Source organism: Sphingomonas sp. BLCC-B65, assembly GCF_028550675.1.
Taxonomy (GTDB): domain Bacteria; phylum Actinomycetota; class Actinomycetes; order Actinomycetales; family Microbacteriaceae; genus Microbacterium.
Genome location: NZ_JAQQGL010000002.1, coordinates 225,631 through 248,082 on the forward strand (window position 1 = coordinate 225,631; position 22,452 = coordinate 248,082).

At 70.4% G+C, this 22,452-nt stretch carries 25 protein-coding genes; 12 read left to right on the forward strand and 13 right to left on the reverse strand.

Annotated elements, in window-relative coordinates:
- Nucleotides 1-40: 40 nt before the first annotated feature.
- Nucleotides 41-1,123 (reverse strand): alpha/beta hydrolase, encoded by a 1,083-nt coding sequence (locus PP359_RS14425; protein WP_499250914.1) that lies wholly within the window; start codon nucleotides 1,121-1,123, stop codon nucleotides 41-43.
- Between the two features lie 152 nt (nucleotides 1,124-1,275).
- Between PP359_RS14425 and PP359_RS14430 the strand changes: the two genes are divergently transcribed.
- The 5 genes from PP359_RS14430 to PP359_RS14450 all read left to right on the forward strand — a co-directional run bounded on the left by PP359_RS14430 (nucleotide 1,276) and on the right by PP359_RS14450 (nucleotide 7,503).
- Entirely contained in the window at nucleotides 1,276-2,319 is a 1,044-nt protein-coding gene (locus PP359_RS14430) for an AraC family transcriptional regulator ligand-binding domain-containing protein (protein ID WP_499250915.1), read from the forward strand.
- 161 nt (nucleotides 2,320-2,480) lie between these two features.
- Nucleotides 2,481-3,872, forward strand: coding sequence for a flavin-containing monooxygenase (locus PP359_RS14435; RefSeq protein WP_135950080.1), 1,392 nt, complete (start codon nucleotides 2,481-2,483; stop codon nucleotides 3,870-3,872).
- A complete protein-coding gene (locus tag PP359_RS14440; protein ID WP_036318066.1) occupies nucleotides 3,869-4,744 on the forward strand; it encodes an SDR family NAD(P)-dependent oxidoreductase in 876 nt (291 codons plus the stop codon). The genes PP359_RS14435 and PP359_RS14440 overlap by 4 nt, the downstream gene beginning before the upstream one ends.
- Nucleotides 4,741-6,153: an aldehyde dehydrogenase family protein gene (locus tag PP359_RS14445; RefSeq protein WP_499250916.1), complete on the forward strand. Its 1,413-nt coding sequence runs from the start codon at nucleotides 4,741-4,743 to the stop codon at nucleotides 6,151-6,153. The genes PP359_RS14440 and PP359_RS14445 overlap by 4 nt, the downstream gene beginning before the upstream one ends.
- Nucleotides 6,154-6,240: 87 nt before the next feature.
- Entirely contained in the window at nucleotides 6,241-7,503 is a 1,263-nt protein-coding gene (locus PP359_RS14450) for an APC family permease (protein ID WP_433718539.1), read from the forward strand.
- Here the strand turns inward: PP359_RS14450 and PP359_RS14455 are convergent.
- Nucleotides 7,458-8,096, reverse strand: a complete 639-nt coding sequence (locus PP359_RS14455; RefSeq protein WP_433718541.1) for a TetR/AcrR family transcriptional regulator — start codon at nucleotides 8,094-8,096, stop codon at nucleotides 7,458-7,460. The genes PP359_RS14450 and PP359_RS14455 overlap by 46 nt on opposite strands.
- A 72-nt stretch (nucleotides 8,097-8,168) precedes the next feature.
- Here PP359_RS14455 and PP359_RS14460 point away from each other — a divergent pair, with 72 nt between their 5' ends.
- Nucleotides 8,169-8,888 carry an SDR family NAD(P)-dependent oxidoreductase gene (locus tag PP359_RS14460; protein WP_433718543.1) on the forward strand — a complete coding sequence of 240 codons (720 nt, stop codon included), beginning with the start codon at nucleotides 8,169-8,171 and terminating at the stop codon, nucleotides 8,886-8,888.
- A 25-nt stretch (nucleotides 8,889-8,913) separates the two neighbouring features.
- Here PP359_RS14460 and PP359_RS14465 read toward each other — a convergent pair whose 3' ends face one another.
- From PP359_RS14465 to PP359_RS14475, 3 genes are read right to left on the reverse strand one after another with little or no spacing between them, the layout of a single operon-like run.
- Entirely contained in the window at nucleotides 8,914-9,396 is a 483-nt protein-coding gene (locus tag PP359_RS14465) for a GNAT family N-acetyltransferase (RefSeq protein ID WP_433718545.1), read from the reverse strand.
- The gene (locus PP359_RS14470; protein ID WP_433718546.1) at nucleotides 9,393-10,187 is read right to left on the reverse strand and encodes a hypothetical protein; all 795 of its coding nucleotides are present in this window, start codon (nucleotides 10,185-10,187) and stop codon (nucleotides 9,393-9,395) included. The genes PP359_RS14465 and PP359_RS14470 overlap by 4 nt, the downstream gene beginning before the upstream one ends.
- Before the next feature lie 48 nt (nucleotides 10,188-10,235).
- Nucleotides 10,236-11,591: an MFS transporter gene (locus tag PP359_RS14475; protein ID WP_433718548.1), complete on the reverse strand. Its 1,356-nt coding sequence runs from the start codon at nucleotides 11,589-11,591 to the stop codon at nucleotides 10,236-10,238.
- A 209-nt stretch (nucleotides 11,592-11,800) separates the two neighbouring features.
- Here PP359_RS14475 and PP359_RS14480 point away from each other — a divergent pair, with 209 nt between their 5' ends.
- Nucleotides 11,801-12,295, forward strand: coding sequence for a cold-shock protein (locus PP359_RS14480; RefSeq protein WP_499250917.1), 495 nt, complete (start codon nucleotides 11,801-11,803; stop codon nucleotides 12,293-12,295).
- Nucleotides 12,296-12,449: 154 nt separating this feature from the next.
- On the forward strand, nucleotides 12,450-13,277 hold the full coding sequence (locus PP359_RS14485) for a MerR family transcriptional regulator (protein WP_499250918.1): 828 nt from the start codon (nucleotides 12,450-12,452) through the stop codon (nucleotides 13,275-13,277).
- Here PP359_RS14485 and PP359_RS14490 read toward each other — a convergent pair.
- Nucleotides 13,259-13,915 (reverse strand): TetR/AcrR family transcriptional regulator, encoded by a 657-nt coding sequence (locus tag PP359_RS14490; RefSeq protein ID WP_433718551.1) that lies wholly within the window; start codon nucleotides 13,913-13,915, stop codon nucleotides 13,259-13,261. The two genes, PP359_RS14485 and PP359_RS14490, sit on opposite strands and share 19 nt — an antisense overlap.
- Before the next feature lie 42 nt (nucleotides 13,916-13,957).
- On the opposite strand from PP359_RS14490, the gene PP359_RS14495 reads away from it, so the two are divergent.
- Together PP359_RS14495 and PP359_RS14500 are read left to right on the forward strand one after the other, a co-directional pair.
- Nucleotides 13,958-14,503: a GNAT family N-acetyltransferase gene (locus tag PP359_RS14495; protein ID WP_135950090.1), complete on the forward strand. Its 546-nt coding sequence runs from the start codon at nucleotides 13,958-13,960 to the stop codon at nucleotides 14,501-14,503.
- A 27-nt stretch (nucleotides 14,504-14,530) separates the two neighbouring features.
- Complete coding sequence (locus PP359_RS14500) at nucleotides 14,531-15,190, forward strand: hypothetical protein (RefSeq protein ID WP_433718554.1); 660 nt, start codon at nucleotides 14,531-14,533, stop codon at nucleotides 15,188-15,190.
- 13 nt (nucleotides 15,191-15,203) lie between these two features.
- Here PP359_RS14500 and PP359_RS14505 read toward each other — a convergent pair whose 3' ends face one another.
- Both PP359_RS14505 and PP359_RS14510 read right to left on the reverse strand, forming a co-directional pair.
- Entirely contained in the window at nucleotides 15,204-15,656 is a 453-nt protein-coding gene (locus PP359_RS14505; protein WP_036317225.1) for an SRPBCC family protein, read from the reverse strand.
- A 26-nt stretch (nucleotides 15,657-15,682) separates the two neighbouring features.
- Complete coding sequence (locus PP359_RS14510) at nucleotides 15,683-16,075, reverse strand: VOC family protein (RefSeq protein ID WP_036317222.1); 393 nt, start codon at nucleotides 16,073-16,075, stop codon at nucleotides 15,683-15,685.
- Between the two features lie 102 nt (nucleotides 16,076-16,177).
- On the opposite strand from PP359_RS14510, the gene PP359_RS14515 reads away from it, so the two are divergent.
- Nucleotides 16,178-16,915, forward strand: coding sequence for a GNAT family N-acetyltransferase (locus PP359_RS14515; protein ID WP_433718556.1), 738 nt, complete (start codon nucleotides 16,178-16,180; stop codon nucleotides 16,913-16,915).
- Between the two features lie 53 nt (nucleotides 16,916-16,968).
- On the forward strand, nucleotides 16,969-17,238 hold the full coding sequence (locus tag PP359_RS14520) for a hypothetical protein (protein ID WP_036317219.1): 270 nt from the start codon (nucleotides 16,969-16,971) through the stop codon (nucleotides 17,236-17,238).
- A 135-nt stretch (nucleotides 17,239-17,373) separates the two neighbouring features.
- Here the strand turns inward: PP359_RS14520 and PP359_RS14525 are convergent, their stop codons facing one another.
- The 5 genes from PP359_RS14525 to PP359_RS14545 form a co-directional block, all read right to left on the reverse strand.
- Complete coding sequence (locus tag PP359_RS14525; RefSeq protein ID WP_036317216.1) at nucleotides 17,374-18,237, reverse strand: fumarylacetoacetate hydrolase family protein; 864 nt, start codon at nucleotides 18,235-18,237, stop codon at nucleotides 17,374-17,376.
- A 61-nt stretch (nucleotides 18,238-18,298) separates the two neighbouring features.
- Nucleotides 18,299-19,477 carry an L-rhamnonate dehydratase gene (rhmD, locus tag PP359_RS14530; RefSeq protein WP_499250919.1) on the reverse strand — a complete coding sequence of 393 codons (1,179 nt, stop codon included), beginning with the start codon at nucleotides 19,475-19,477 and terminating at the stop codon, nucleotides 18,299-18,301.
- The gene (locus tag PP359_RS14535; protein WP_135950101.1) at nucleotides 19,470-20,510 is read right to left on the reverse strand and encodes a zinc-dependent alcohol dehydrogenase; all 1,041 of its coding nucleotides are present in this window, start codon (nucleotides 20,508-20,510) and stop codon (nucleotides 19,470-19,472) included. Before PP359_RS14535 ends, rhmD begins: the two co-directional genes overlap by 8 nt.
- Nucleotides 20,507-21,448: an amidohydrolase family protein gene (locus PP359_RS14540; RefSeq protein ID WP_167487256.1), complete on the reverse strand. Its 942-nt coding sequence runs from the start codon at nucleotides 21,446-21,448 to the stop codon at nucleotides 20,507-20,509. The genes PP359_RS14535 and PP359_RS14540 overlap by 4 nt, the downstream gene beginning before the upstream one ends.
- Nucleotides 21,445-22,452, reverse strand: a complete 1,008-nt coding sequence (locus tag PP359_RS14545) for an ABC transporter permease (protein WP_433718560.1) — start codon at nucleotides 22,450-22,452, stop codon at nucleotides 21,445-21,447. The genes PP359_RS14540 and PP359_RS14545 overlap by 4 nt, the downstream gene beginning before the upstream one ends.

Below are 22,452 nucleotides of genomic sequence, written 5' to 3' on the forward strand. Positions count from 1 at the left end.
GTCTCAGCCGCGGTCGGACCCCCAGGCTAGCGGAAGGACCTCATCGCTCCGACGGTGCGGACGCGTCCGCGTCGGTGACGCCGGCGCGTCCGCCGAGTCCGCGGACGAGCACGCCGATCGACTCGGCGAGCGCGCGCGAGCTCAGCCGGCCCACGCCGGTGGCATTGACGAACGCGTGGATGTGCCCCTCGACGACCTGCAGCGTCGTCGGCACCCCGGCATCCCTCAGTCTTTCGGCGTAGGCGATGCCCTCGTCGCGCAGCACGTCGAAGCCCGAGACGGCGACGTGCGCGGGCGGCAGCTTCGTGAGCGCGGACGCCTCGGCCCGCAGCGGCGAAGCGAACGGCTCGAGCGCATGCGCGGGCGTCGGCAGGTAGTGCCCGCGGTACCAATCCATCTGCTTCTCGGTGAGGAAGTAGCCGTCGGAGAACAGCCGGTAGGAGCGGTGCTTGCCGGACAGATCCGTGACCGGAAAGAACAGCAGCTGGAAGTCGGGGGCGCCCGCCGCGTCTCCCACGGTGGCAAGGCTCACCACCGCGCTCAGATTGCCGCCGGCGCTGTCACCCGCGACCGCGATCCGGCGCCCGGGCCGGTGCTCGCGCACCCAGCGATAGCTGTCGATGGCGTCCTCGACGCCGGCGGGGAACGGGTGCTCGGGCGCGAGGCGGTAGTCGACCGAGATGACCTCCAGGCCACTGGTGGCGGCGATGAAACGGCACACCGAGTCGGCCGAATCGAGGCTGCCGACCACCCACCCACCGCCGTGGAAGTAGACGACGGTGCCGTCGGCCTCAGGCAGGTTCTGATAGCGGCGCGCCGGCACGGCCCCCGCACGCGTGGGGATCTCGATGTCCTCGACGCTCGCGACAGGAAGCGAGCCGCCGAAGATACGGGCTTCGGCATCGATCTGGGCCCGCGCGCGATCCAACGGCAGGTCGGAGAAGTCGGAGCCGGGCAGCGCGTTGAGCAGCCGCAGCGCCATCTGCACTTCGGTGTACAGGCGCTGGCCGTCCACGACGACGGGCCGACCGGCGATGACCCGTTGGATCGGTTCGGGCAGCGCACCGAGGGTGCGGATGACCGCACGCATCACGCGTTCGGAGGGGGCAGGAGTGTCGGGCATGGTGGCTCCTCGGGGTCGGCGGCGTCGACGATTCGCGGGCGAGCGGTGCACCCGTCGGGACGGGATGCGCTCGACGATAGCGACCGCGGGGGCTTTGTCACGGTCCGTCTCCGCCACCGCGCGGACATCATCGGCCAAATACAATGGCGCACATGTCCGAGCGACGCGCCGTGACGCCGTCTTCGGCGGTCATCACCCCGAACATCATCCGCTACCTGCTGCAGGTGGCCGATGAGCGCGGCGTCTCCCTCGAGCGCGCCCTGCGCGCGGCATCCCTCACGCGGGCTGCGATCGACTCTCCCGCTCTGCGGGTGTCGTACCGGCAGGGGCGCGTGATCATCGAGCAGGCGCTCCTGCTGCTGCCCGTGCCGGCGCTCGGGCTCGAGGTGGGCCGCCGCCAGCCGATCACCGCCTCGGGGCTGCTCGGTCTCGCGATGATGTCGAGCGCGACCTTGCGCGACGCCGTGCGGGTCGGACTGCGGTTCCAGAACCTGGCGGGCTCGATGGTGCGCTGGAGTTCAGCGGAGGAGGCCGGCGGACTGGTGGTGACCGCCGCACTGCAGGAACAGGCCTCGACGGTGGGCACGTTCCTCGTCGAAGAGGGGTTTGCGAACATCACGAGGATGGCTCGCGACGTCGCCGGTCTCGCGGCGCCTCAGCTGGTCGAACTGGCACACGCGGCCGAAGCCGAGCCGGCGGTGTACCGCGACTACTTCGGCGGCGCCGTGCGGTTCGCCGCGGCTCGCAACGCCTGGCATGTCCCCCTGGCCGCGGCGCACGCCGCGCTTCCGAGCGCCGACGCCTGGACGCACCGCGAGACGGTCGCACTGCTGGAGACGCAGACCGAGAGCATCATCGAGCGCCAAGAACTCGTCGCCGTGCTCGCGACGCAGATCGAAGACGCCCTGCCCGACGTGCTCCCGCTCGCGGCGCACGCGCGTGCACTCGCGACCAGCGAGCGGACGCTCCGGCGACGGCTGATCGAGGTGGGAGCGAGCTACTCCGGCGTGCTCGACGACGTGCGAAAGCGCCTCGCCGCCGAGCTGTTCGCCTCCCCCGCGCTGACGACGGCCGAGATCGCGTTCCGGCTCGGCTACGGCGACGACCGCTCGCTGCGGCGCAGCGCCCTGCGGTGGTTCGGCGCCTCCCCCGCGGCGCTGCACGCCGAGGCGCGACGCCCGCCGATCGCCTACTGACCGGCTCATCCGTCGACCGGATCATCCGGCGATCGGATCAGGGGGGATGGATCAGGTCACCTTGTGTGGCCGATCATGTCCGATTCCTGGATGCCGCGCGTCCGCTGTCCGCCGTGCGCTGCGCCGTACCGTGATCACCTCACCCGCACGAAGGAGCGCTGATGAACACGTCGCCCACCGCTGCCCGCCCCGTCGACTCCACGGTCTGCATCATCGGCGCCGGCCCCGCCGGACTCGCCGTCGCTCGCGCACTCAGCGAGAAGGGCATCGACTACACGCACCTCGAACGCCACTCGCAGGCGGGAGGGCTGTGGGACATCGAGAACCCGGGCACCCCGATGTACGAGTCGGCGCACTTCATCTCCAGCCGCACCGTGTCGGGCTTCTCCGGCTTCCCCATGCCCGAGGACTACCCCGACTACCCGGGTCACGCGCAGATCCTCGCCTACCTGCGATCGTTCGCCGACGCCTACGGGCTCACGCCCCGCATCCGCTTCGACGCCGCCGTCACCGCGGTCGACGACCTCTCCTCGTCGACATCGGGCGCTCCACGTTGGCGTGTCACCCTCGCCGACGGCACCGCGACCGAGCACGAGCGCGTCATCGTCTGCACCGGCAGCCAGTGGCATCCCTTCGTTCCCGAGATCCCGGGGTCGTACACCGGCGAGGTGCGCCACAGCCTCGAGTACCGCTCGCCGTCCGAGTTCGCCGGCAAGCGCGTACTGATCGTCGGCGGGGGCAACTCGGCCTGCGACATCGCGTGCGATGCGGCCCGCTCGGCCCAGCGCGCCGCGATCAGCATGCGCCGCGGCTACTGGTTCATCCCGAAGCACGTGTTCGGCCTTCCGTCCGACATCGTCGGCGGCAAGGGGTCGTTCCTGCCGAAGCCGCTGGAGCGGGCGATCCTGCAACCGGTGCTGAAGCTGCTGACGGGAGACCCTGCACGGCTCGGCCTGCAGAAGCCCGACCACAAGCTGTTCGAGACCCACCCGGTGCTCAACTCGCAGCTGTTCCATTACCTGCAGCACGGCGACATCGTCGCGCGTCCCGGCATCCGCCGCGCCGACGAGCTCGCGGTGGAGTTCACCGACGGCACGCGGGAGGAGTTCGACGTCATCCTCATGGCGACCGGGTACCGGCACCGCGTGCCGGTCGCGCAGCGCTACTTCGGCGACGAGCAGCACCCCGACCTCTACCTCAACTGCGTCTCCCGTGAGCACGTCGGGCTCTACGGCGTCGGCTTCATCGAGACCAACAGCGGGGCGTACGGACTGTTCGACCAGCAGGCGCATCTGCTCGCGTCGTTCATCGCGGGCAGCCGTACGGGCGAAGCCGCAGCGGCCGAGTTCGAGCGCCTGCGCATCGCCGACGCGCCCGACCTGTCCGGCGGCCTGCACTTCGACTCCTCGCCGCGCCACCGCGGCTACGTGGACGCCGATGCGTACGTGAAGTACGTGAAGAAGCTGGCCCGCCGCCTCGGCTGGGCGCTGGAGGGCCAGGCTCCGGATGCCGCGTCGCGCCGCACCGTGCGGGCAGCGGAGGTCGCGGCATGAGCTTCGACTACCGCGACACGGTCATCGTCGTCACGGGCGGCGCCGGGGGCATCGCGCGCGCGTTCGCGGGCGAGGCCGCGCAGCGCGGAGCGACCCTCGCTCTCGTCGACATCCGCTCCGAAGCCGCCGAGCGCGCCGCCGCCGCCCTGCCCGGTTCGGGCCATCGAGGGTTCGCCGGCGACCTCACCGACGACGATCAGGTGGAGCGTGTGCTCGGCGAGATCGGAGCGGCCTACGGGCGCATCGATGTGCTCATCAACAACGTGGGAATGACGAGCGCGGAACGCTTCGACGCCCGGTCGGTCGCGAGCATCCGGCTCGAGACCGAGGTGAACCTCCTGTCGCCGCTGGTGCTGACCCGCCTGGCTCTGCCGTTGCTGCACCGCTCGCACGACCCCCGGGTGATCACGACTGTGTCGCTCGGCGGCATCTTCCCTCTGGGTGAGACGCCGATCTACACGGCCTCGAAGTTCGGACTGCGCGGCGCGATGCTCTCGATCGGGCTCGACCTGCGTCAGAAGGGGATCATCGCCGGCTCCGTGCTGCCGTCGGCGACCGATACGCGCATGCTGCGGCAGGAGGCGATCGACGGCGGCAACTCGCTGCAGTTCCAGGACCCGCCGCAGCCGCCGCAGGCGGTCGCGCGAGCCATGATGCGCATGCTCGACCGGCCGCGTCTGGAGATCTACCCGAAGCCGTCGGAGTCGGTGCTGATCCGCCTCGCCATGCTCGTGCCCAACGCCCTGCCGCAGCTGATGCGCGGCTTCCGTCGTCGCGGCGAGCGCGGCATGGCCCGCTATCTCGCCCAGTTGGAGCGCGACGGCCACGTCGTGCGCGACGGCGACGACCTCGTTCTGAAGGAGACCGCATGACCGCCCCCACCCTCACCCTCCGCTCCCCCGCCGACGGGACCGTCCTCGGCGAGACGCCGATCACGTCGGCGGCCGAGGTGCACGCCGCCTCCCGTCGCGCCGACGACATCTTCCGCTCACGGGTGTGGTCGGGTCGGACGCCGCGAGAGCGCGCCGCGGTGCTGCTGCGCCTCGCCGAGCTGATGGCGCGCGACGCCGAGACGCTGGCCCGCCTCGACTGCGAGGACGCGGGAAAGCCGATCACCGAGTGTCGCGAGAACGACGTGCCGTCGGCGATCGAGTCCATCCGCTGGTTCGCCGAAGCCGTCGACAAGCAGTACGGCACGACGACGGCATCCGGCCCCGACGTCCTCTCCTTCACCGAACGCGAGCCGTTCGGGGTGGTCGCGGCGATCCTCCCCTGGAACTATCCGCTCGCGATGGCGGCCTGGAAGGTCGGCCCGGCGCTCGCGGCCGGCAACAGCCTCATCCTCAAGCCCGCCGACGCGACGCCGCGGTCGGTGCAGCATCTCGCCGCGCTGGCAGCCGAGGCGGGGCTTCCCGACGGCGTGCTGCAGGTGCTGCCCGGCGACGGGCCGACGACGGGGGCGGCGCTGGCCGAGGACCCCCTCATCGGCGCGCTGTCGTTCACCGGGTCCACCGCGACGGGCCGCACGATTCTCGCCGCCGCCGCGGCGAGCAACCTCAAGCGCGTGAGTCTGGAGATGGGCGGCAAGAGCCCGCAGATCCTGATGGACGACGCTCTCTCCTTCGGCGACGAGCTGATCGAGGGGATGGTCGAGTCGGCGTTCCTGACCTCGGGACAGAACTGCACGGCAGGCTCGCGCATCCTCGTTCACCGCTCGATCCAGGACGAGGTGGTGACCCGCTTCGCCGCCGCGGCAGCGGCATTGCGCGTCGGCCACCCCGCCGACCCCGCGACGCAGCTCGGTCCCGTTCTCACCGCGGCCGCGGCACGACGGATGACGGATGCCGTGGCGCAGGCGCACCGCGAGGGGGCGACGATCGTCACCGGCGGCACCGAGATCGACGTCGTGCCCGGTGGCCACTACGTCGCACCGACGGTGGTGACCGGCGTGGCCGCCGGGTCGGCCATCACCCGCCAGGAGCTGTTCGGACCGATCGTCACCGTGCAGGCGTTCGATACCCGTGACGAGGCGCTCGCGCTCGCGAACGACATCCCCTACGGGCTCGCAGCCTCGGTGTGGACGACGCGGCTCGATGACGCGCTGGCGCTGGCCCGCGGCGTGGAGGCCGGGCTGGTCTCGGTCGGTGCGTACAGCGAAGGCGACCTCGCGGTTCCCTTCGGGGGATGGAAGCAGTCCGGCTTCGGCGGCGTCGAGAAGTCGCTGCGCGCCTTCGAGCAGTGGACCCGAGAGAAGAGCGTCTGGATCCGCCACCGGCCGTGAGAGCGGGCCTCGGCCCGTTCACCGGCGGGTTCGGCGTGCGCACTACAATCACGGCGTGATTCCTCCCCGCACGTCGTCCCGCACCCGATGAGCGCGCCCGCAGCGCTGGCCCGCCGGCTGGGCCTCGTCGATGCAATCGCCATCGGCCTGGGCTCGATGATCGGCGCCGGCGTGTTCGCGGCGTTCGCCCCCGCCGCCGCGGCCGCCGGCTCGGGCCTGTTGATCGGCCTCGCGGTCGCCGCCGTCGTCGCCTACGCCAACGCGACGTCGTCGGCGCAACTGGCTGCACAGTTCCCGACCTCCGGGGGCACCTATGTCTACGGCCGGGAGATGATCGGCCCATGGTCGGGGTTCTTCGCCGGGTGGTCGTTCATCATCGGCAAGACCGCCAGCTGCGCGGCGATGGCGTTGACGTTCGCCTCGTACGCCGCCCCTACGGGGTGGGAGAAGCCGGTCGCCGTCGCCGCGGTCCTGGTGCTCGCGGCTGTCAACACGGTCGGAGTCACCCGCACGGCCGCCCTCACGAAGGTGATCGTGGGCGTCGTGCTGGCGGTGCTCGCGCTCGTGGTCGTGGCCGCCTCGGCATCCGGCGCCGGCTCCGCCGACAATCTGGCCATCGCCTCCGGCCCCCACGGCTGGTATGGCGTGCTGCAGTCGGCCGGGCTGCTGTTCTTCGCCTTCGCGGGGTATGCCCGCATCGCCACGATGGGTGAGGAGGTGCGCGATCCGCGCCGCACGATCCCCCGCGCGATCGTCATCGCGCTGAGCCTCGCCCTCATCGTCTACGTCGCGATCGCCCTGGCCGCGCTCGCCACCCTCGGCCCCGACCGCCTCGCGTCATCGTCGGCACCGCTGGCGGAGGTCGCCGCAGCGGGCGGGTGGACCTGGACCGCGCCAGTGGTGCGGGTCGGGGCGGCGGCGGCATCCCTCGGAGCCCTTCTCGCTCTCGTCGCCGGCATCGGCCGCACGAGCCTCGCGATGGCCCGCACGGGCGACCTGCCGCGGTGGCTCGCGGCCGTGCACCCACGCTACGCCGTTCCCCACCGCGCGGAGCTCGTGCTCGCCGTCGTCGTGAGTCTTCTGATCGTGACGACCGACCTGCGATCCGCGATCGGGTTCTCGTCGTTCGGCGTGCTGCTGTACTACCTGATCGCCAACATCGCGGCGTTCCGACAGGATGCCGCGGCCCGCCGCTTTCCCCGCGCGCTGCAGCTCGTGGGCATGATCGGCTGCGTGGCACTGGTCGCGACCCTGCCGTGGCCCTCGATCGTCGGCGGCATCGTGGTCGCGGGCGTCGGCGTCGGCTATCGGGCGCTGCGGCTGCGGCGGGGCGGCTCCGCGTCGGCCTGACCGGGCCCGGACGCCGAAAGGCCGGCCGTGTCGGGCGGCGTGAGCGACGCGAACCACGGCGCGGCGATCCGGTCCACCGCGTCCCGATCGAGTCGCGCCAGCGCATCGAGTCCGAGGAGGTGCCGCGCGATCGTCATGCCGAGGATGCTGGAGACGATCATGGCTGCGCGCAGCTTGTCGTCGGCGTTCTCCGGCCCCTCCGCATCGTCGCGCCACGCCCGCACGAGACCGTCGGCACGTTCAGACAGATATTCGCGGAGGGCGTCGGCGGCCTCCGGCGCGGTGGGAGCGGATCGCAACAGCGCCTCGGTCGCCGGCGACAACGCACGCATCCGGATCTCGAGAACCTCGGCCAGATGGCCCGTCGTATCCGCATCATCGAGCGCAACGGCCGGCAGGATCGCCGCCGCGAACAGCTTCTCCTTCGAGCCGTAGCGCTGCATGACGAGCGCGGGGTCGACTCCCGCCCGGCGCGCGATGCCGCGGATCGTCGCTTTGGCCCATCCGCCCGCCGCGAACTCCTCCTGGGCCGCGGCCACGATGCGCGCGCTCGTCACGGCGCGCTGGTCGGCACGCGATCGCTGCTCATTCATGTTTTCACTCTACACACGTTGAGCGAAGTGATAGCCTCGACTCAACAACCGTTGAGCGAAAGGACGTAGACGATGAAGAACTCCACCCCCGGCCGACCGATCGCGCTGATCGTCGGCGCCTCCCGCGGCCTCGGCGTCGCGGTCGCGACGGAGTACCTCCGCCTCGGCTACGAGGTGTACGGCACCGTACGTAGCGACGCTCACACACCGCTTCACGACCTCCGCGAAGCCGGGAGCGATGCCCTCCACATCGAGCGCGTCGACGTGACGTCGACCGGCGAGATCGCGGCGCTGCACGACCGTCTCGCTGCGCACCTGCGGGGCCGCGCGATCGACGTGCTGTTCGTGGTCGCCGGGGTGTCGCTCGCCCCGCAGGACGCGCGAGCGATCGACATGTCGGATGCCGATATCGTCACGACGATGCTCACGAACGCGATCGCGCCGCTGCGCGTCATCGAGGGCCTCGACGACCTGCTCGGTCCCGACGCGACGATCGCGGTGATGTCCTCCGGCCAGGGAAGCATCGGTCGCAACGAGACCGGCGGTTTCGAGGTCTACCGGGCGAGCAAGTCCGCGCTCAACCAGCTCATGCGCAGCTATGCCGCTCGGCGCGGCACCGACCGGCCCCTGTTGCTGATGGCGCCGGGTTGGGTGCAGACGGACATGGGCGGCACCGGCGCCCCGCTGACCGTGAGCGAGAGCATCCCCGCACTCGTCGCGACCGTGGAGCATCAGCGCGGCATCCCGGGACTGCGGTACCTCGACCGCCACGGCGAGCCCATCCCCTGGTGAGCGCGCAGGACGCCGCGGCGTCGACTCACGCCAGGGGCATCGACCAGGCCACCTCGATGCTCAGCCGACCGCTCTCTTGGAACATCCGCACCTGGTGGGTCTCGGCGAACAGCGCGGCGAGTTCGTCGCGGTCTGCGGGCGCGAAGCCGAGCGTCTGCCAGAACCCGCCGGATCGGCGGCTGAACAGCCACGCCGTCGTGGCCCCCTCGTCGGCCGCACGGGCCAGGGCAAAGCGGGCGAGAGCCGTTCCGCGACCGGCGGCGCGCTGACGCGGGTGGACGGCGACGCTGCGGACGAGAACGGCATCCCCGGCGGCGTTCAGCTCGTAGCCCGTGCTCCCGACGATCCGGCCCTCGGCGTCGCGCTCGATCCACAGGCGCACGTCCGGCTCGTCGAGCCCGCTGAGAGTCAGGTCGACCTCGCGGAGGAACGCGGTGAGATCGGCCACGGCATCCGCCCCGCAGGGTTCGAGCAAGAGGGGGGCGGCGGCGCCGTCCGCGACGTTCACGGCTGCGGCGTGGCGATGCTGACCGGCATCCCCCAGCCCGAGAAGTGCTGCGTGGTCGTCGTCTGCGTGCCGGCCGCCGACACCGTGGCCTGAACACCGGCGGGCACGTGCCCGGAGGTCAGCCAGAGCGTCATCTCCTGCACGTCGGCGCCGACGGCGCTGAAAGGCGCGTCGGCCTGCACACGCCAGGCGCGCGCCTGGGTGCCGTCGGGGAGGTCGACGACATCCTGGTCCTTCTGCACCGTCCAGGTCGGCGCGGACGAGATGAGCGATGCGGTGGCCGACGGGTCGGCGAACGCCCGGTAGGCCTGCCCGATGGTGCCCGCCAGCATCTTCTTCGGATCGGAGCTCGTCGCGTCTCCCTGCACCCAGGCCCCGTCGATCGTGACCCAGGAGGCATCAGGGGTGAGCACGAACGACGTCGTGCCGCCGCTGCTCGTGACCGTTCCGGACAGGGCAGGAGCATCGCCGAAGACGAAGTCCGCCGTCCCCGTCGTGCCGTCGGATGCCGAGAAGGTCTCATGGCCGCTGCCCGCCGCCTTCGAAAAGCCCACGACGCAGGCGGCGAGGTCGGCGCCTGCGACAGCGGCATCCGCCTTCAGATCGACGGCGTCGCAGACGCTCGGCGCGGCGATGGTGGCGGGCCCGTTCGTCGCCGCGGACGGCGTGGGGCTCGCGACGGCGGCCGTCGTCGAGGCAGCGGGCGCAGGCCCGCCCGCGGCGCACGACGTCAGAGCCATCGTGGAGGCGAGAACGGCGAGCGTCAGAGCGGCAGGCAGAGATCGTCGCATGCGTCGAGCCTATGACAGCCGTCGTCGCTCCGTCCGGACCGTCCGCCGCTACCCCCGCCGCGGCACGCGAGGATCGGCGAGGACGAGAAGAAGGACGGCGACGGCCGTGCCCACGATGACCCAGCCGATCGTGTGCATGCCGGCATCCGAAGCGGCCTGCGGGAAGGCCAGCGCGATCAGCGCCGAAGCGAAGATGGCGCCCAGATACCCCGCGGTGCGTGCGAGGCCCGACGCGACGGCGATCTGACCGGCGGTCGTCTGGGTGTACAGCGCGGCCTGGTTGCTCGTGGTGGTCATGCCCAGAACCACCCCGAACACGATGCTGAGCGCGACCAGGGCGATGACGTTCGTTGCTGCGTTGAGCAGAACGATCCCGACACCGCCGACGAGCATGGCGACACCGCTGACGACGAGCGGAGCGCGGATGAGGGCGTCGCGCGAGATGACGGCGGCGCCGACCGCCGCGACGGCACTCATCGGCAGCATGATCAGTCCGCTCGTCGTCGCATCCAGACCACGCCCCTGCTCGAGCCACTGCACGTAGCCGTACAACACGGCGTATGCCGCCATCAGCGCAAGAGCTTGTCTCGCGTACGTCCGCACGAGCGGTCCGTTGCGTCGCAGCATCCGCACATCGATGAACGGGGCGAACGCGCGAAGCTCCCACACGACGAGCGCCGTCATCGACAACACGAAGACCACGAGCGCGATCCACGACACGTGCCGGATGTCGGAGATCGCGGCGATGAGCGAGATCACAGCGGCGGCGAACAAGGCCATGCCAGCCGGGTCCAGCGCCTGCACGAGCGAGCCCGCGCCCCTCGTGGTGCGCGGCGGATCTCGAGGTACCCACCGCAGCACGAGGCCGACCCCGATGAGGCCGAGCGGCACGTTCACGGCGAACACCGCGGGCCACCCCCACGCCGCCGTGAGCCAGCCACCGACCGGCAGACCCAGCGCGGCCGTGACCTGACTGGCGATGGAGATGCCTCCGAGCACCGATCCCGGGATGCCGGTGCGCGCCGCGTCTGCACGGGTGCGGATGATCGCCATGGCACAGGGGTAGCCGGCAGCGGTGCCGATGCCCACGAGCGCCCGCGAGACGACGAGCCACGCGAAGATGGGAGCGAGTGCGCCGATGACGCCGGCCAGCGTCACGACGCCCAACCCGACGACGAGCATGCGACGTGGTCCGAACTGGCCCGCAAGGCGCCCCATGGCGGGCTGCCCGACGGCGCTGGCGACATACACCGCAGCGACGAGAGCGGCCGTCTGTCCTGCGCCGACCTGGAAGGCGGCGGCGATCGCGACGAGCGAGGTTGCGATGATCGAGGAGTTGAGGGGATTGAGCGACGTGCCCCACAACAGCGCCGTCACGAAGGGCGCGGGAAAAGGACGACGCATTCCTGCAGTTATACCCCTCCCTCCGTCGATGCAAGGCGGAGCCCAGCGACGAGCAGAGGCCCGTGCTAAGCTGGTGTGTCCCGCATCTCGGGCGCGGGTCCGTCCCACCCCTCTCGACGTCGAGAGCTCACCACTCGGACCACCACCTCCTACCCGCGGCATCTGTTCGCCGCCTGCACGTCCTGTGACGATGTGCACAGAAACGATTGATGATTCTCCTCACCTCACACGAGGTCACCTGGCGCCAGGCCGATCACGACGTGCACGTCGCGACGGTTCTCGGCGAGTACGCCGGGTTCGTCCATGACACGGATGCCGGCGCGCGCGCCTGCGGCGCTCAGGGGCAAGACCTCGGCATCCACCTCGACCTGGACGCCGCGCGCGCCGCTGTCACCGCAGCGCTCGCCGGCTCCGCATCGACCCACACACGTCCGCGTCGCATTCGTCGACGCGGCACACCCGGTCGCTCCGGCGGCCCGAAAAACAGAAGGAAAGACACGATGGCCACTGGCACCGTGAAATGGTTCAACTCCGAGAAGGGCTACGGCTTCATCGCGCCGGACGACGGCTCCGCCGACCTGTTCGCGCACTTCTCCGCAATCGTCAGCGACGGCTTCAAGGAGCTGCGCGAAGACCAGAAGGTCGAATTCGACGCCGAGCGTGGCCCCAAGGGCATGCAGGCTGCGAACATCCGCGCCCTCTGATCCAGAGTCACGAAAGAGCCCGTCCCGACTGCTGTCGAGGCGGGCTCTTTTCGGTGGGCTCACCGAGAATTCAGGCTTTCGGGTCTGTCCGTGACGGCGCCGACTCTATCCCGGACTTGACTCTCACACCGTGTCAGACGCCACGATGACATCCATGACCGAGACCACGGATCTCATGACGATCGAACAGTTCAGCTCGCTGAGCCGCCTGTCCGTGCGCATGCTGCGCCACTACGATCTCCACGGGGTTCTCGTCCCCGCGCACGTCGAGCCCGCGAGCGGGTATCGGCGGTACGCGGCAGGACAGCTCCAGGATGCCGCGGACATCCGCAACCTGCGCGACATCGGATTCGGCGTCTCCGCCATCGGCATCCTCCTCGCCGCCCGCCACACGCCGGAGTGGACGAACGCGCTGCGCCTGCAGCGCGAGACCCTGCTCGAGGAACAGCACGCGGCCCAGGGACGTGTCTCTCTCATCAACAGATTGCTCGAGCAAGGAGAAGCCACCATGACCATCACCGTCAGCCGCACGACCGTCCCCGCGATGACGCTCGCCAGCCTCCGCGGCACCGTCCCCACCTACGCGGACGAGGGTCAGCTCTGGGGCCGCATGATGCCCGCGCTGAGCGCCCAGTCGATCACGCCGATCGGACCCTGCGGGGTCATCGAACACGATGATCAGTACACCGAGCGTGACGTCGACCTGTCGATCTTCGTGCCGGTCGCGCCCGGTACGCGGGTCGACGCGCCCCTCGAGATCGTCGAGCTTCCGGAGCGCGACTGCCTCGTGGCGCGCGTGGTCGGCCCGTACGACCAGATCACGGCAGCCCATGATCTGATCAACAGGCGGATCGCCGATGACGGACTGCGCGTGCGCAGCGACGACACGGTCGCCGCACGTGCGTTCAACATCTACCTGAACACGCCCGCCGAAGTCAGCGCCGACGAGCTGGTCACGGAGGTCTACGAACCGCTCGCCTGAGCCGGCGTGCTGTCGCCCGTGCGGTGCTGACCGGTGACGATCGGGTCGGCGACCGCGCGGGCGATGGCATCGTCCACGAGCTGCGCCAGGCGTTCGGGCGGGTATACGACGGGGTCCAGAACCGCCTGCGTCGCGAGACCGAGCATCGCCGCGTGCAGCAACTCGGCGGTCGTGTTCGGATCGCGGTCGACCTGCCGGCGGCCCGGCGCCGCGTTCATCGCGTCGGCAACGAGGCGGGTGAGCTTGTCGCGACTGTCGCGGTAACGCTGAGCATGGGAGGTCGCGCGTCGAGAGTCGGCGAGCGCCGCATCCCACGAACTCACCCAGATGCGCGTCGCCGACCGCGACGCCGGATCCAGCGGCAGCATGCCAAGCAGCGCCGTCCGCAACGCCGCGAGCGGTTCGGACGGCGCGGCGGTGTCGCCCTCGGCCCGCCGGGAGGCGAGCAGCTCCAGCGCGTAATCGGCGAGCGCATCCTTGGACGGGAAGTAGTGGGTGACCGTGCCGGTGGTCGCGCCCATTTCCGCCGCGACGACACGGAGCGACAGCCCGACGAAGCCGTCGCGGTCGAGCACGCGCCACACCGCCTCGGCCACCTCGGCCTGCCGGTCGCTGCGCGAGCGCTCGGTAAGGGACATGGGTCTAGACTGCCCCACATAACGATCGTTATGGAAGGTGCCATGTTCCGCCGAGACCTCTCCCCCACCGCCACGCTGCGACCGCTCGAGGTCTGGCATGCCCAGGAGTTCGCCGCGCATCTGGACCGGGCGCGCGAGCACATCCGTCCGTGGGTCGGTGCCTCGTTCGTCACCGACACCGTCGACGGCGCCCGCGCCACCCTGCAGCGGTACGCGCAGAGCGCGGCCGACGACGGAGGGCGCCTGTTCGGCATCTGGAACGACGGGCAGCTGGTCGGCGGCGTGATGTTCGTGAGCTTCAGCTCCGCCGCGGGCCAGTGCGAGATCGGATGCTGGCTCGAACCGGCTGCCGAGGGGCGGGGGCTGGTGACCGCGGCATCCCGGGTGCTCGTCGACTACGCCCTCCGCGAGCGCGGTCTGAACCGAGCCGAATGGCGCTGCCGGGCCGACAACGAGCGCAGCGCCGCCGTCGCCCGCCGACTGGGGATGACCCTCGATGGCACGCTGCGCGGAGCGTGGCTCAACGGCGGCGTCTTCCACGACAAGCAGGTGTGGGCGATCGTCCGCGGCGATCTCGCGGCGGCATGAGCACGGCTCCGCTCGTAAACTGACCGTGTGAGTGCTCCGCCGTCGTCTGGTGAGACGGCTCCGCCCGCGGGCTCCCCCCGTCGCCGCGGCGTCGTGCGCACGCTCGTCGTGATCGCCGCGGTCTGCCTCTCGGTGCCTCTCGTCATCGCCCTGTGGATCGGCGGCATCCTCGGAGCGCGCGAGCTCGGCATCGCCGTCTCGGCCAACCAGGTGTTCGCCTGGATTCTCGCCGGCATGGTCGCGCTGCTCCTGTGGCCGCTGCTGCAGCGGCGCACCGCGCGCGAGTCGTGGCGGGCCGAGCACGGCGAACCTCTGCCCCAGAGGCGTCCGACGCCGACGGATGCCGCGGCGCGCGTGGTCGTGCGCGTGATCGGCACGGTGGCGCTGATCGCGATCTGCGGTCCGCAAGACATCGCTGCCGCCCTCTCATCGCTGCGCAACGTCGCCGCCCCGGGGTACGCGTCGTCGGCCGCTCTCCTGCAGCTGGTGGCACTCGTGCTGGGCGTCGTGCTGCTCCTTCCCGCGATGCTGGTCACCGGCCGCGCGCTCGACCGCACTCCCCGCGACGACCCTCGCTACCTCGACCTGCAGCTGCGGCAGAACTGGTACGCCGCCGCCGCAATGTCGTGGGCGGGAGCGCTGGTCATCGGCATCCTGTTCGCCTGGCTCGTCCTCGCCGTGCTCTGACGAGGGAGACCGCTCACCGCGCGTCGAGCGCGTCGACGAGGTGCCGGTTGCGCTCCACGATCAGCCCCCGCAGGTAGGGCACGAGGATCAGCCGCTCTGCGAGCGCCCCGAAGACGGGCGAGGAGAGCGTGATCGTGTCCGTCATGATCGTGCCACCGCCGTCGTCGTCGTCGAACACGTGCTCGTGCCGGAACGACCGAAACGGGCCGCGGGTCTGCTCGTCGACGAACCGTCGGGGTCGGTCGAGTTCCGCGATGCGTACGGTCATCGTGAACCAGATGCCGAAGTGGCGCGCCCGCCACGTCACCGTCTCCCCCAGCCCGATCCCGCCGGCGGTCACGCCATCGATCGCGCGCTCCTCGGATGCCGACATCGACGCCAGATGCGCATCGATGTCGAGCGAGAGGTCGAACAGCCGCTCACCGGGGACGCGCGCGCGGGTGGTGACCGTGAAAGAGCTCGCCATGCGTCGATCCTCGCAGCCGCGCGCGATCAGCTGCCGTCGGCGACGATCTCGGCTTTGGCGCCCGCCGAGTTCTCCAGCCAGCCGGCGTAGTGGTCGGGACCGCCCGCGTGCGGATAGCGGTCGTGGTACAGCGGCGTCCACCCCTGCGCGGGCGCGGCGGCCATGATGGCGTCGACGCGCGTGCGGGTTCCACCGTGGAAGGCCAGGTGGTTCACGCCAGGCGCCCGGCGATCGTGCGCGGCGCGGGAGAGGTTCGGCGACGTCGTGAGCGTAAGGTACGCCCCTCCGGCGCTCCACGACTCCCCCTCGGACCACGAGCTGTCGCGTTCGAAGCCGAGTTGCGCAAGCAGCCAGCCCCACTCGAGGCGAGCCTCTGCGAGGTCGGCGACCCACAGCTCGACGTGATGGAAACCCGGCACGTGAACAGTCTCGCAGGCGTGCGCGTGCGAGGACGGCGCCTCGGCGTGGTGGCGGTATCGCGTCGGTTTGCGTGTTCGCGCGTTGCGGCGGACAGTGGTGTGGTGCCCGATGTCTCGATCGATCTTCTCGCTTCCACCCTCTCCGACGACGCCGCTGCGCGGGACGCCGCACTCGACAACGCGGCGTGGTCGTCGCTGACGGGAGCGCACGCCGCGTTCGCCATCGGCGGTGACCTCGCCCGCCGCTACCCGGACGATGTCGCGCCCTTCGTCGCCGTGCGCACGTGGGACGACCCCGCGGTCTGGGACGCGCTGCGCGAGATCGTGGATGCCGGGGAGCAGTTCGGTCTGTCGGGCTTCGACGGCGAGCTGCCGGACGGGTGGGAGTTCGTCGGCGGCGGCGACGGTGTGCAGCTGATCGAGACGCCAGCGTTATCGACGCGCCCGGACGAAGAGGCTGTGGAGCTCGGTGCCGACGATGTGGAGGACATGCTCGCGATCGTTGCCCGCAACCAACCCGGTCCGTTCCGCCCGCGCACCCACGAGCTCGGGCGCTACGTCGGCATCCGCCGGGGCGGGCGCCTCGTGGCGATGGCGGGCGAGCGCCTGCATCCCGCGGGCTGGACCGAGATCAGCGCCGTCGCGGTCGATGAGGACCACCGCCGTCAGGGGTTGGCTTCGCGGCTCGTGCTGGATGTGGCCTTCCACATCCAGCAGCGCGGCGACCGGGCGCTGATGCATGCCGCGGCATCCAACACCGGCGCGATCGCCGCCTACGAGCGTCTCGGCTTCGCGCTGCGTCGCCGCACGCGTTTCAGCTCGGTGCGCGCGCCGCAGTAGCCGCGCAGCGCCCCCTCTGCACGATGCATCCCCGGTGATCGCGACGACCAGTAGTGCGCGGCGACAGAGCGCTGCTGTCGAAAGGGACGATCGACCAAGCCGACGACGACGCGCGGCAAGTCGCACTGCAGCAGGTGTGGTCGGTGGTTCCCCGCGGCGCCTCGCCGGTGACCCCCACGATCCGCGCCGTCGAGTCGTTGGCGGATGCCGGAGAGATGCCCGCCAGCGAGACGTACCGTCAAGCCGTGCGCGACATCACAGATGCGTGCGAGGCGAATAGAGCGCCCGTCATCATCGGATCGCTCGCGACGCAGGGCGGCTGAGCGAGCCCTATCCGTACGTCGGGATCCAGAACCACAGCAGGACCATCAGCAGCATCGTCAGGACGTTCAGGACAATGCCCCATGTCTTGACGCTAATGATTCCCGTGCTGAGTGCGACAGGAAAGCGGCGACCGGTCAGGCGGGCACCGACGCGGCCACCAGTCGCTGCTGTGCGGCGCCGAGCCTTTCGATGCCGACCTCCATGACGTCGCCCTCCGAGAGATAGGGAAAGCGTCCCGAAAGCGCGACACCCTGCGGCGTGCCCGTGTTGATGAGATCGCCCGGCTCGAGCACGACGTACTGGCTGAGGTGGTGGACGATCTCGGCGACGGAGAAGATCATGTCGCCGGTGTGGGAGTCCTGTCGGGGCTGCCCGTTGACGAGCGACCACAGCCGCAGATTCTGCGGGTCGCCGACCTCGTCGGCTGTGACGAGCGCCGGTCCGAGCGGATTGAACGTCTCGGCGCTCTTGCCCTTCGACCACTGCCCGCCCGAGTGTTCGACCTGATACGCGCGTTCGGAGACGTCGTTGCTGACGACGTAGCCCGCGACGTGGTCCAAGGCCTCCGCGGGCGAAGAGAGATAGCGCGCGCGGCGCCCGATGACCACGCCGAGCTCCACCTCCCAGTCGACCTTGACCGCACCGGGCGGAATGGCGACGTCATCGAAGGGGCCGACGACCGTGTTCGGGTGCTTGTAGAACAGGATCGGCACGGTGGGGGGCGCGTCGCCGGACTCGGCGGCGTGTGCTGCGTAGTTCTGCCCGATGCACAGCACAGCGGTCGGCCGAGCGATCGGCGCTCCGACGCGCAACTGCGCCGCACCGTCGAGTTCGGGCAGCGTTCCGGCGGCGAGCGCGGCGCGCACGCGCTCCAGGCCACCACCGGCGAAAAACACGCCGTCGATGTCGGCGGTCAGCGCGTCGATGCGCAGGTAGCGACCGCCGTCTTCCACCACGGGGATCTCCGCGCCCTGGGGCCCGAGTCGACGCAGCTTCATGATGTGCTCTCTCTCCTCGCCGTCGGCGAGATCAGTGGATGCCGGATCTCCGGATGCCGGATCAGTGGGTGTAGGGACGGAATGTCGGGATGTCAGGGTTCAGCGACACGCCGAATCCCGGCGTCTCGGGCACCTTCAGCCGGCCGTCGACGGGCACCGGCTCACCGTCGAGGATCGGCGAGAACATGGGAACCACTTCCTCCGCGGTGGGGTGCATCATCAGGAACTCGGCGAAGGGGCTGTTGGTCCGGGTGACGACGAAGTGGTACGAGTACACCGACGAGCCGTGCGGCACGACCATGACGCCGTGCGCATCGGCGAGGGCGGAGATCTTGGCCAGCTCGGTGATCCCGCCGCACCACCCCACGTCGGGCTGGATGATGTCGGCCGCTTTCATCTCCAGCAGGTGACGGAAGCCCCAGCGCGTCGCTTCGTGCTCACCCGTGGTCACCAGCATCGTGGGCGGAACCTGGGCACGCAGCTGCGCATAACCCCAGTAGTCGTCCGGCGGCAGCGCCTCCTCGATCCACTTCAGTCCGTACTCGGCGGCTCCGTGCGCTAGCCGGGTGGCGTAGTCGAGGTCGAGCGACATCCAGCAGTCGAGCATCAGCCAGAAGTCGCCGCCGACGCGCTCACGCATGTCGCGGATCATCTCGAGGTTCTTACGCATGCCCTCCTCACCTTCGGCCGGCCCGTGGTGCAGGGGCATCTTGCCGCCGATGAAGCCGAGCTCTTTCGCCCGATCGGGTCGCGCACCGGTGGCGTAGAAGACCAGCTCGTCGCGGACGGCGCCGCCCAGAAGCGCGAACACCGGCTCCTGACGGATCTTGCCGAGCAGGTCGTACAGCGCCAGATCGACGCCGCTGATGGCGTTCAGCACGACACCGCGCCGTCCGTAGAACAGCGTCGACTTGTACATCTGGTCCCAGATGCGCTCGATGTCGGTGACGCGTGCACCTTCGACGAACCGCGCGAGGTGACGCTCGACGATGAACGCGCCCAGTTCGCCGGCGGTCGTGACCGAGAAGCCCACCGTGCCGTCTTCGGATTCGATCTCGACGACGAGAGTTCCGAGGACGTTGATGCCGAAGCTCTGCCGCGACTGCCGGAACTCCGGATAAACCGACATCGGCGTGGCGATGTGGTCGTCGATCCAGTGCCCTTCCGGCTGGTCGTGATAGTCGGCCCCGCCGCCGCGCAGCGTGTAGGCGCGCACCTGCGCGATCCGCAGCTCAGACATCGCCGTTCCCTTCGTTGAAGCGCACGAGCACCTTGCCCGGCGTGGTCGTGGAGTGCGCCAGTCGCGCGAATGCCGCGGGGGCGTCATCGAGCGACACCACCTCGCTGATGAGGGCGGATGCCGCGGCGGGCGCCGTCGACATCCAGTGCGCCGCGTCGTCGAAGTCCTCCGACGAATACGTGAAGCTGCCGACGATCGTGCGCTCCTCGGTGCTCACTCGGAACGCCGAGAGCTCCACCGTCGGCGCTCCCATCCCGACGAGGGAGATCGACCCGCCGAACCGCGTTGCGGTGAGCGCCTGCTCGAGCGTGCGGCTGATGCCCACCGCATCGATCGTGACGTCGGCGAGCGAACCGAACACGCCTTCGACCGACGCGACCAGCGGGGAGCTCGTCGGGTCGACCGCTGTCGCGCCGAGGCGAGAGATGAGATCGCGCCGCCCGGCATCCAGTTCGCTCACGACGATGTCGGTGACCCCGGCCATGATGAGCGCGAGCACGACGGACTGCCCGATCGGTCCGCCGCCGAGCACGAGCACCTTCTGTCCGGGTGCGATGCCGACCCGGCGCACGGCGTGCACGGCGACCGCGAGCGGCTCGATCAGCGCGCCGTAGTCGGGAGGCAGGTCGTCGGCAAGGCGGACGACATTACGCGCCGGAACGCACAGCCGCTCGGCGAAGGCGGCGGGCAGATCCGCGCGCACACCGATGACGTATCGATCGGGGTGGTGCTGTTCGCGTCCCCGGTACTCATCCGTATCGGTGGCGGGGATGACGACCGGGTTCACGGTGACGAGGTCGCCCACCGCGAGGCCATCGACCCCTCCACCGACCTCGATGATGTGTCCGACCGTCTCATGGCCCATGATCTGCCCCGGGAAGCGGCGGCCGTTCTCCCCCGTGTAACCGTGGATGTCCGAGCCGCAGATGCCTGTCGCGACGACCGCGATGACGACAGTGCCGTCCTCAGCGCGCGGGTCGGGATGCTCGACGACCGCCATGCGGCCGAACTCCTGCAGAGTCAGCGCCTTCATCGTGTCGTCTCCTGTCTGGACGGGCCGAGGAGACCCATGCGGTAGATGCGTCGGGCGGTCAGCCCGAAAAGGGCGCCCCGCTCGGATGCCGAGGCATCGCGGGTCAGCTCGTCGAACGCCGTGTAGAGCTGTGCGTACGAGGAGTAGAGCTTGTCGACCGGGAAATTGCTGGCGAACATGGCGCGCTCGGCGCCGAAGGCCTCGATCGCCTCACGGACGAAGGGGCGGAGCGAGGCGGCATCCCACCGGTGATCGACCATGCCGAGGCCGGAGATCTTGATCGACACGTTCGGTTCGGCGGCCAGAGCGCGCAGCTGCACCCGCCAGCGCGCGATCTCGTCGTCGCTGCGTCCGATCGGCATGCCGGTGTGGTTGAGGATGATCTGCGCCTCGGGATGCTGCCGTGCGAGCCGCGCGAGGTCGGCGTACTGATCCGGGTAGACCTGCGCGTCGAACGACAGGCCCGCCTGAACGAGCGCGGCGAAGTTCGCGAGCCACACGGGGTCGCTGATGATGTCGGCGCGTGCGGTGTAGGTGAAGCGCGGATCGGGGTGCCAGTTGAGGATGTGGCGCACGCCGACGACGCCCGGGATGTCGGTGAGCGCGCGGAGACGCTCCTCGGCGTCGGCGGCGAGGAGATCGGCGCCGGCGACGATGGCCTGCGGCATCCCCTCCGACTCGCGCAGCTGCGAGATCCAGCGCGCCTCGGCGACGCCGTCGGACGCGCCCGCATCGACGTGCACCGAGCCGACCAGACGCATGCCGATCTCGCGGAGCCCCTCTGCGTCGGCGCGGAAGTCGTCGAGCTCGTAGTCGGTGCGCAGCGGCGCGTCGGGCCCGTGGAAGCGCTCGACCGGCGCGTCTTCGAGCCACGCGTAGTGCTGGCCGGGCGTGCCGAGCACCCAGAGGTGGTGGTGCGCGTCGACGACGTCGATCACGAGCCCGACTCCGCCGAGCGGGCGCGCACCGTCTCGTTCAGGAGCACCGCGCCGATGATGACGACGCCGAGCACCAGGTTCTGCCAGAAGGGCGCCACGGTCAGCACGTTGAGCCCGTTGGAGAGCACGGCGAGCAGGACGACGCCGACGACCGTGCCGCCGATGCTGCCGATACCGCCGGTCAGCGAGGCGCCCCCGACGACGACGGCGGCGACGCCGGTCAGCAGGAGGTTGAATCCGGGCTGGGGCTGGGCGACCTGAAGGGTGCTGGTGTTGAGCACGCCCGCAACGGCGGCGGTGAGTCCGCACAGCACGTAGGCGCTGAACTTGATGCGCTTGATGCGCACGCCGGCCAGGCGCGCAGCGCTCTCGTTGCCGCCCGTCGCGTATACGAACCGTCCCCACCGGGTCTTGCGGGTCGCGACCCACAGCACCGCGACGATGAGCGCCAAGACGAACACGGCCGTCGGGATGCCGGCGACGCGGAAAGCGGTGAGGTCGGTGAAGTCCTCGCTCAGGCCCTGGATGGGGCCGCCACCGGAGACGGCGAGCGAGAGCGACAGCGCGATCGAGTACGTCCCGAGGGTCACAACGAACGGCTGCAGCCGTGTGATGGCAACGAGCAGCCCGTTGAGCGCGCCGAAGGCGGCCCCGACGACGAGGGCGACGATGACGGCAACGACCGCGGGCATGCCGAGCGAGACGTTGATGGCTCCCGCGGTCACGCTCGTCAGTGCCATCACCGAGGCGAACGAGAGGTCGATGCCTCCGGTGAGCACGACGACGGTCAGCCCGAGCGCGAGCAGGCCGACGACGACGCAGGCCTGCAGGATCGAGACGAAGTTGCCGTAGGTGAAGAACAGCGGCGACTGCAGCGAGAAGACGACGACGAGGGCGGCGAGCACGAGCAGGAGGGTGCTCCCCCGCAGCGTCGAGAGCGTGAGACGGCGGCGCGAGCCGGTCGGGCGCGGTTCCGCGGCGGTGGCGGGCAGAGTGGTGGTCAC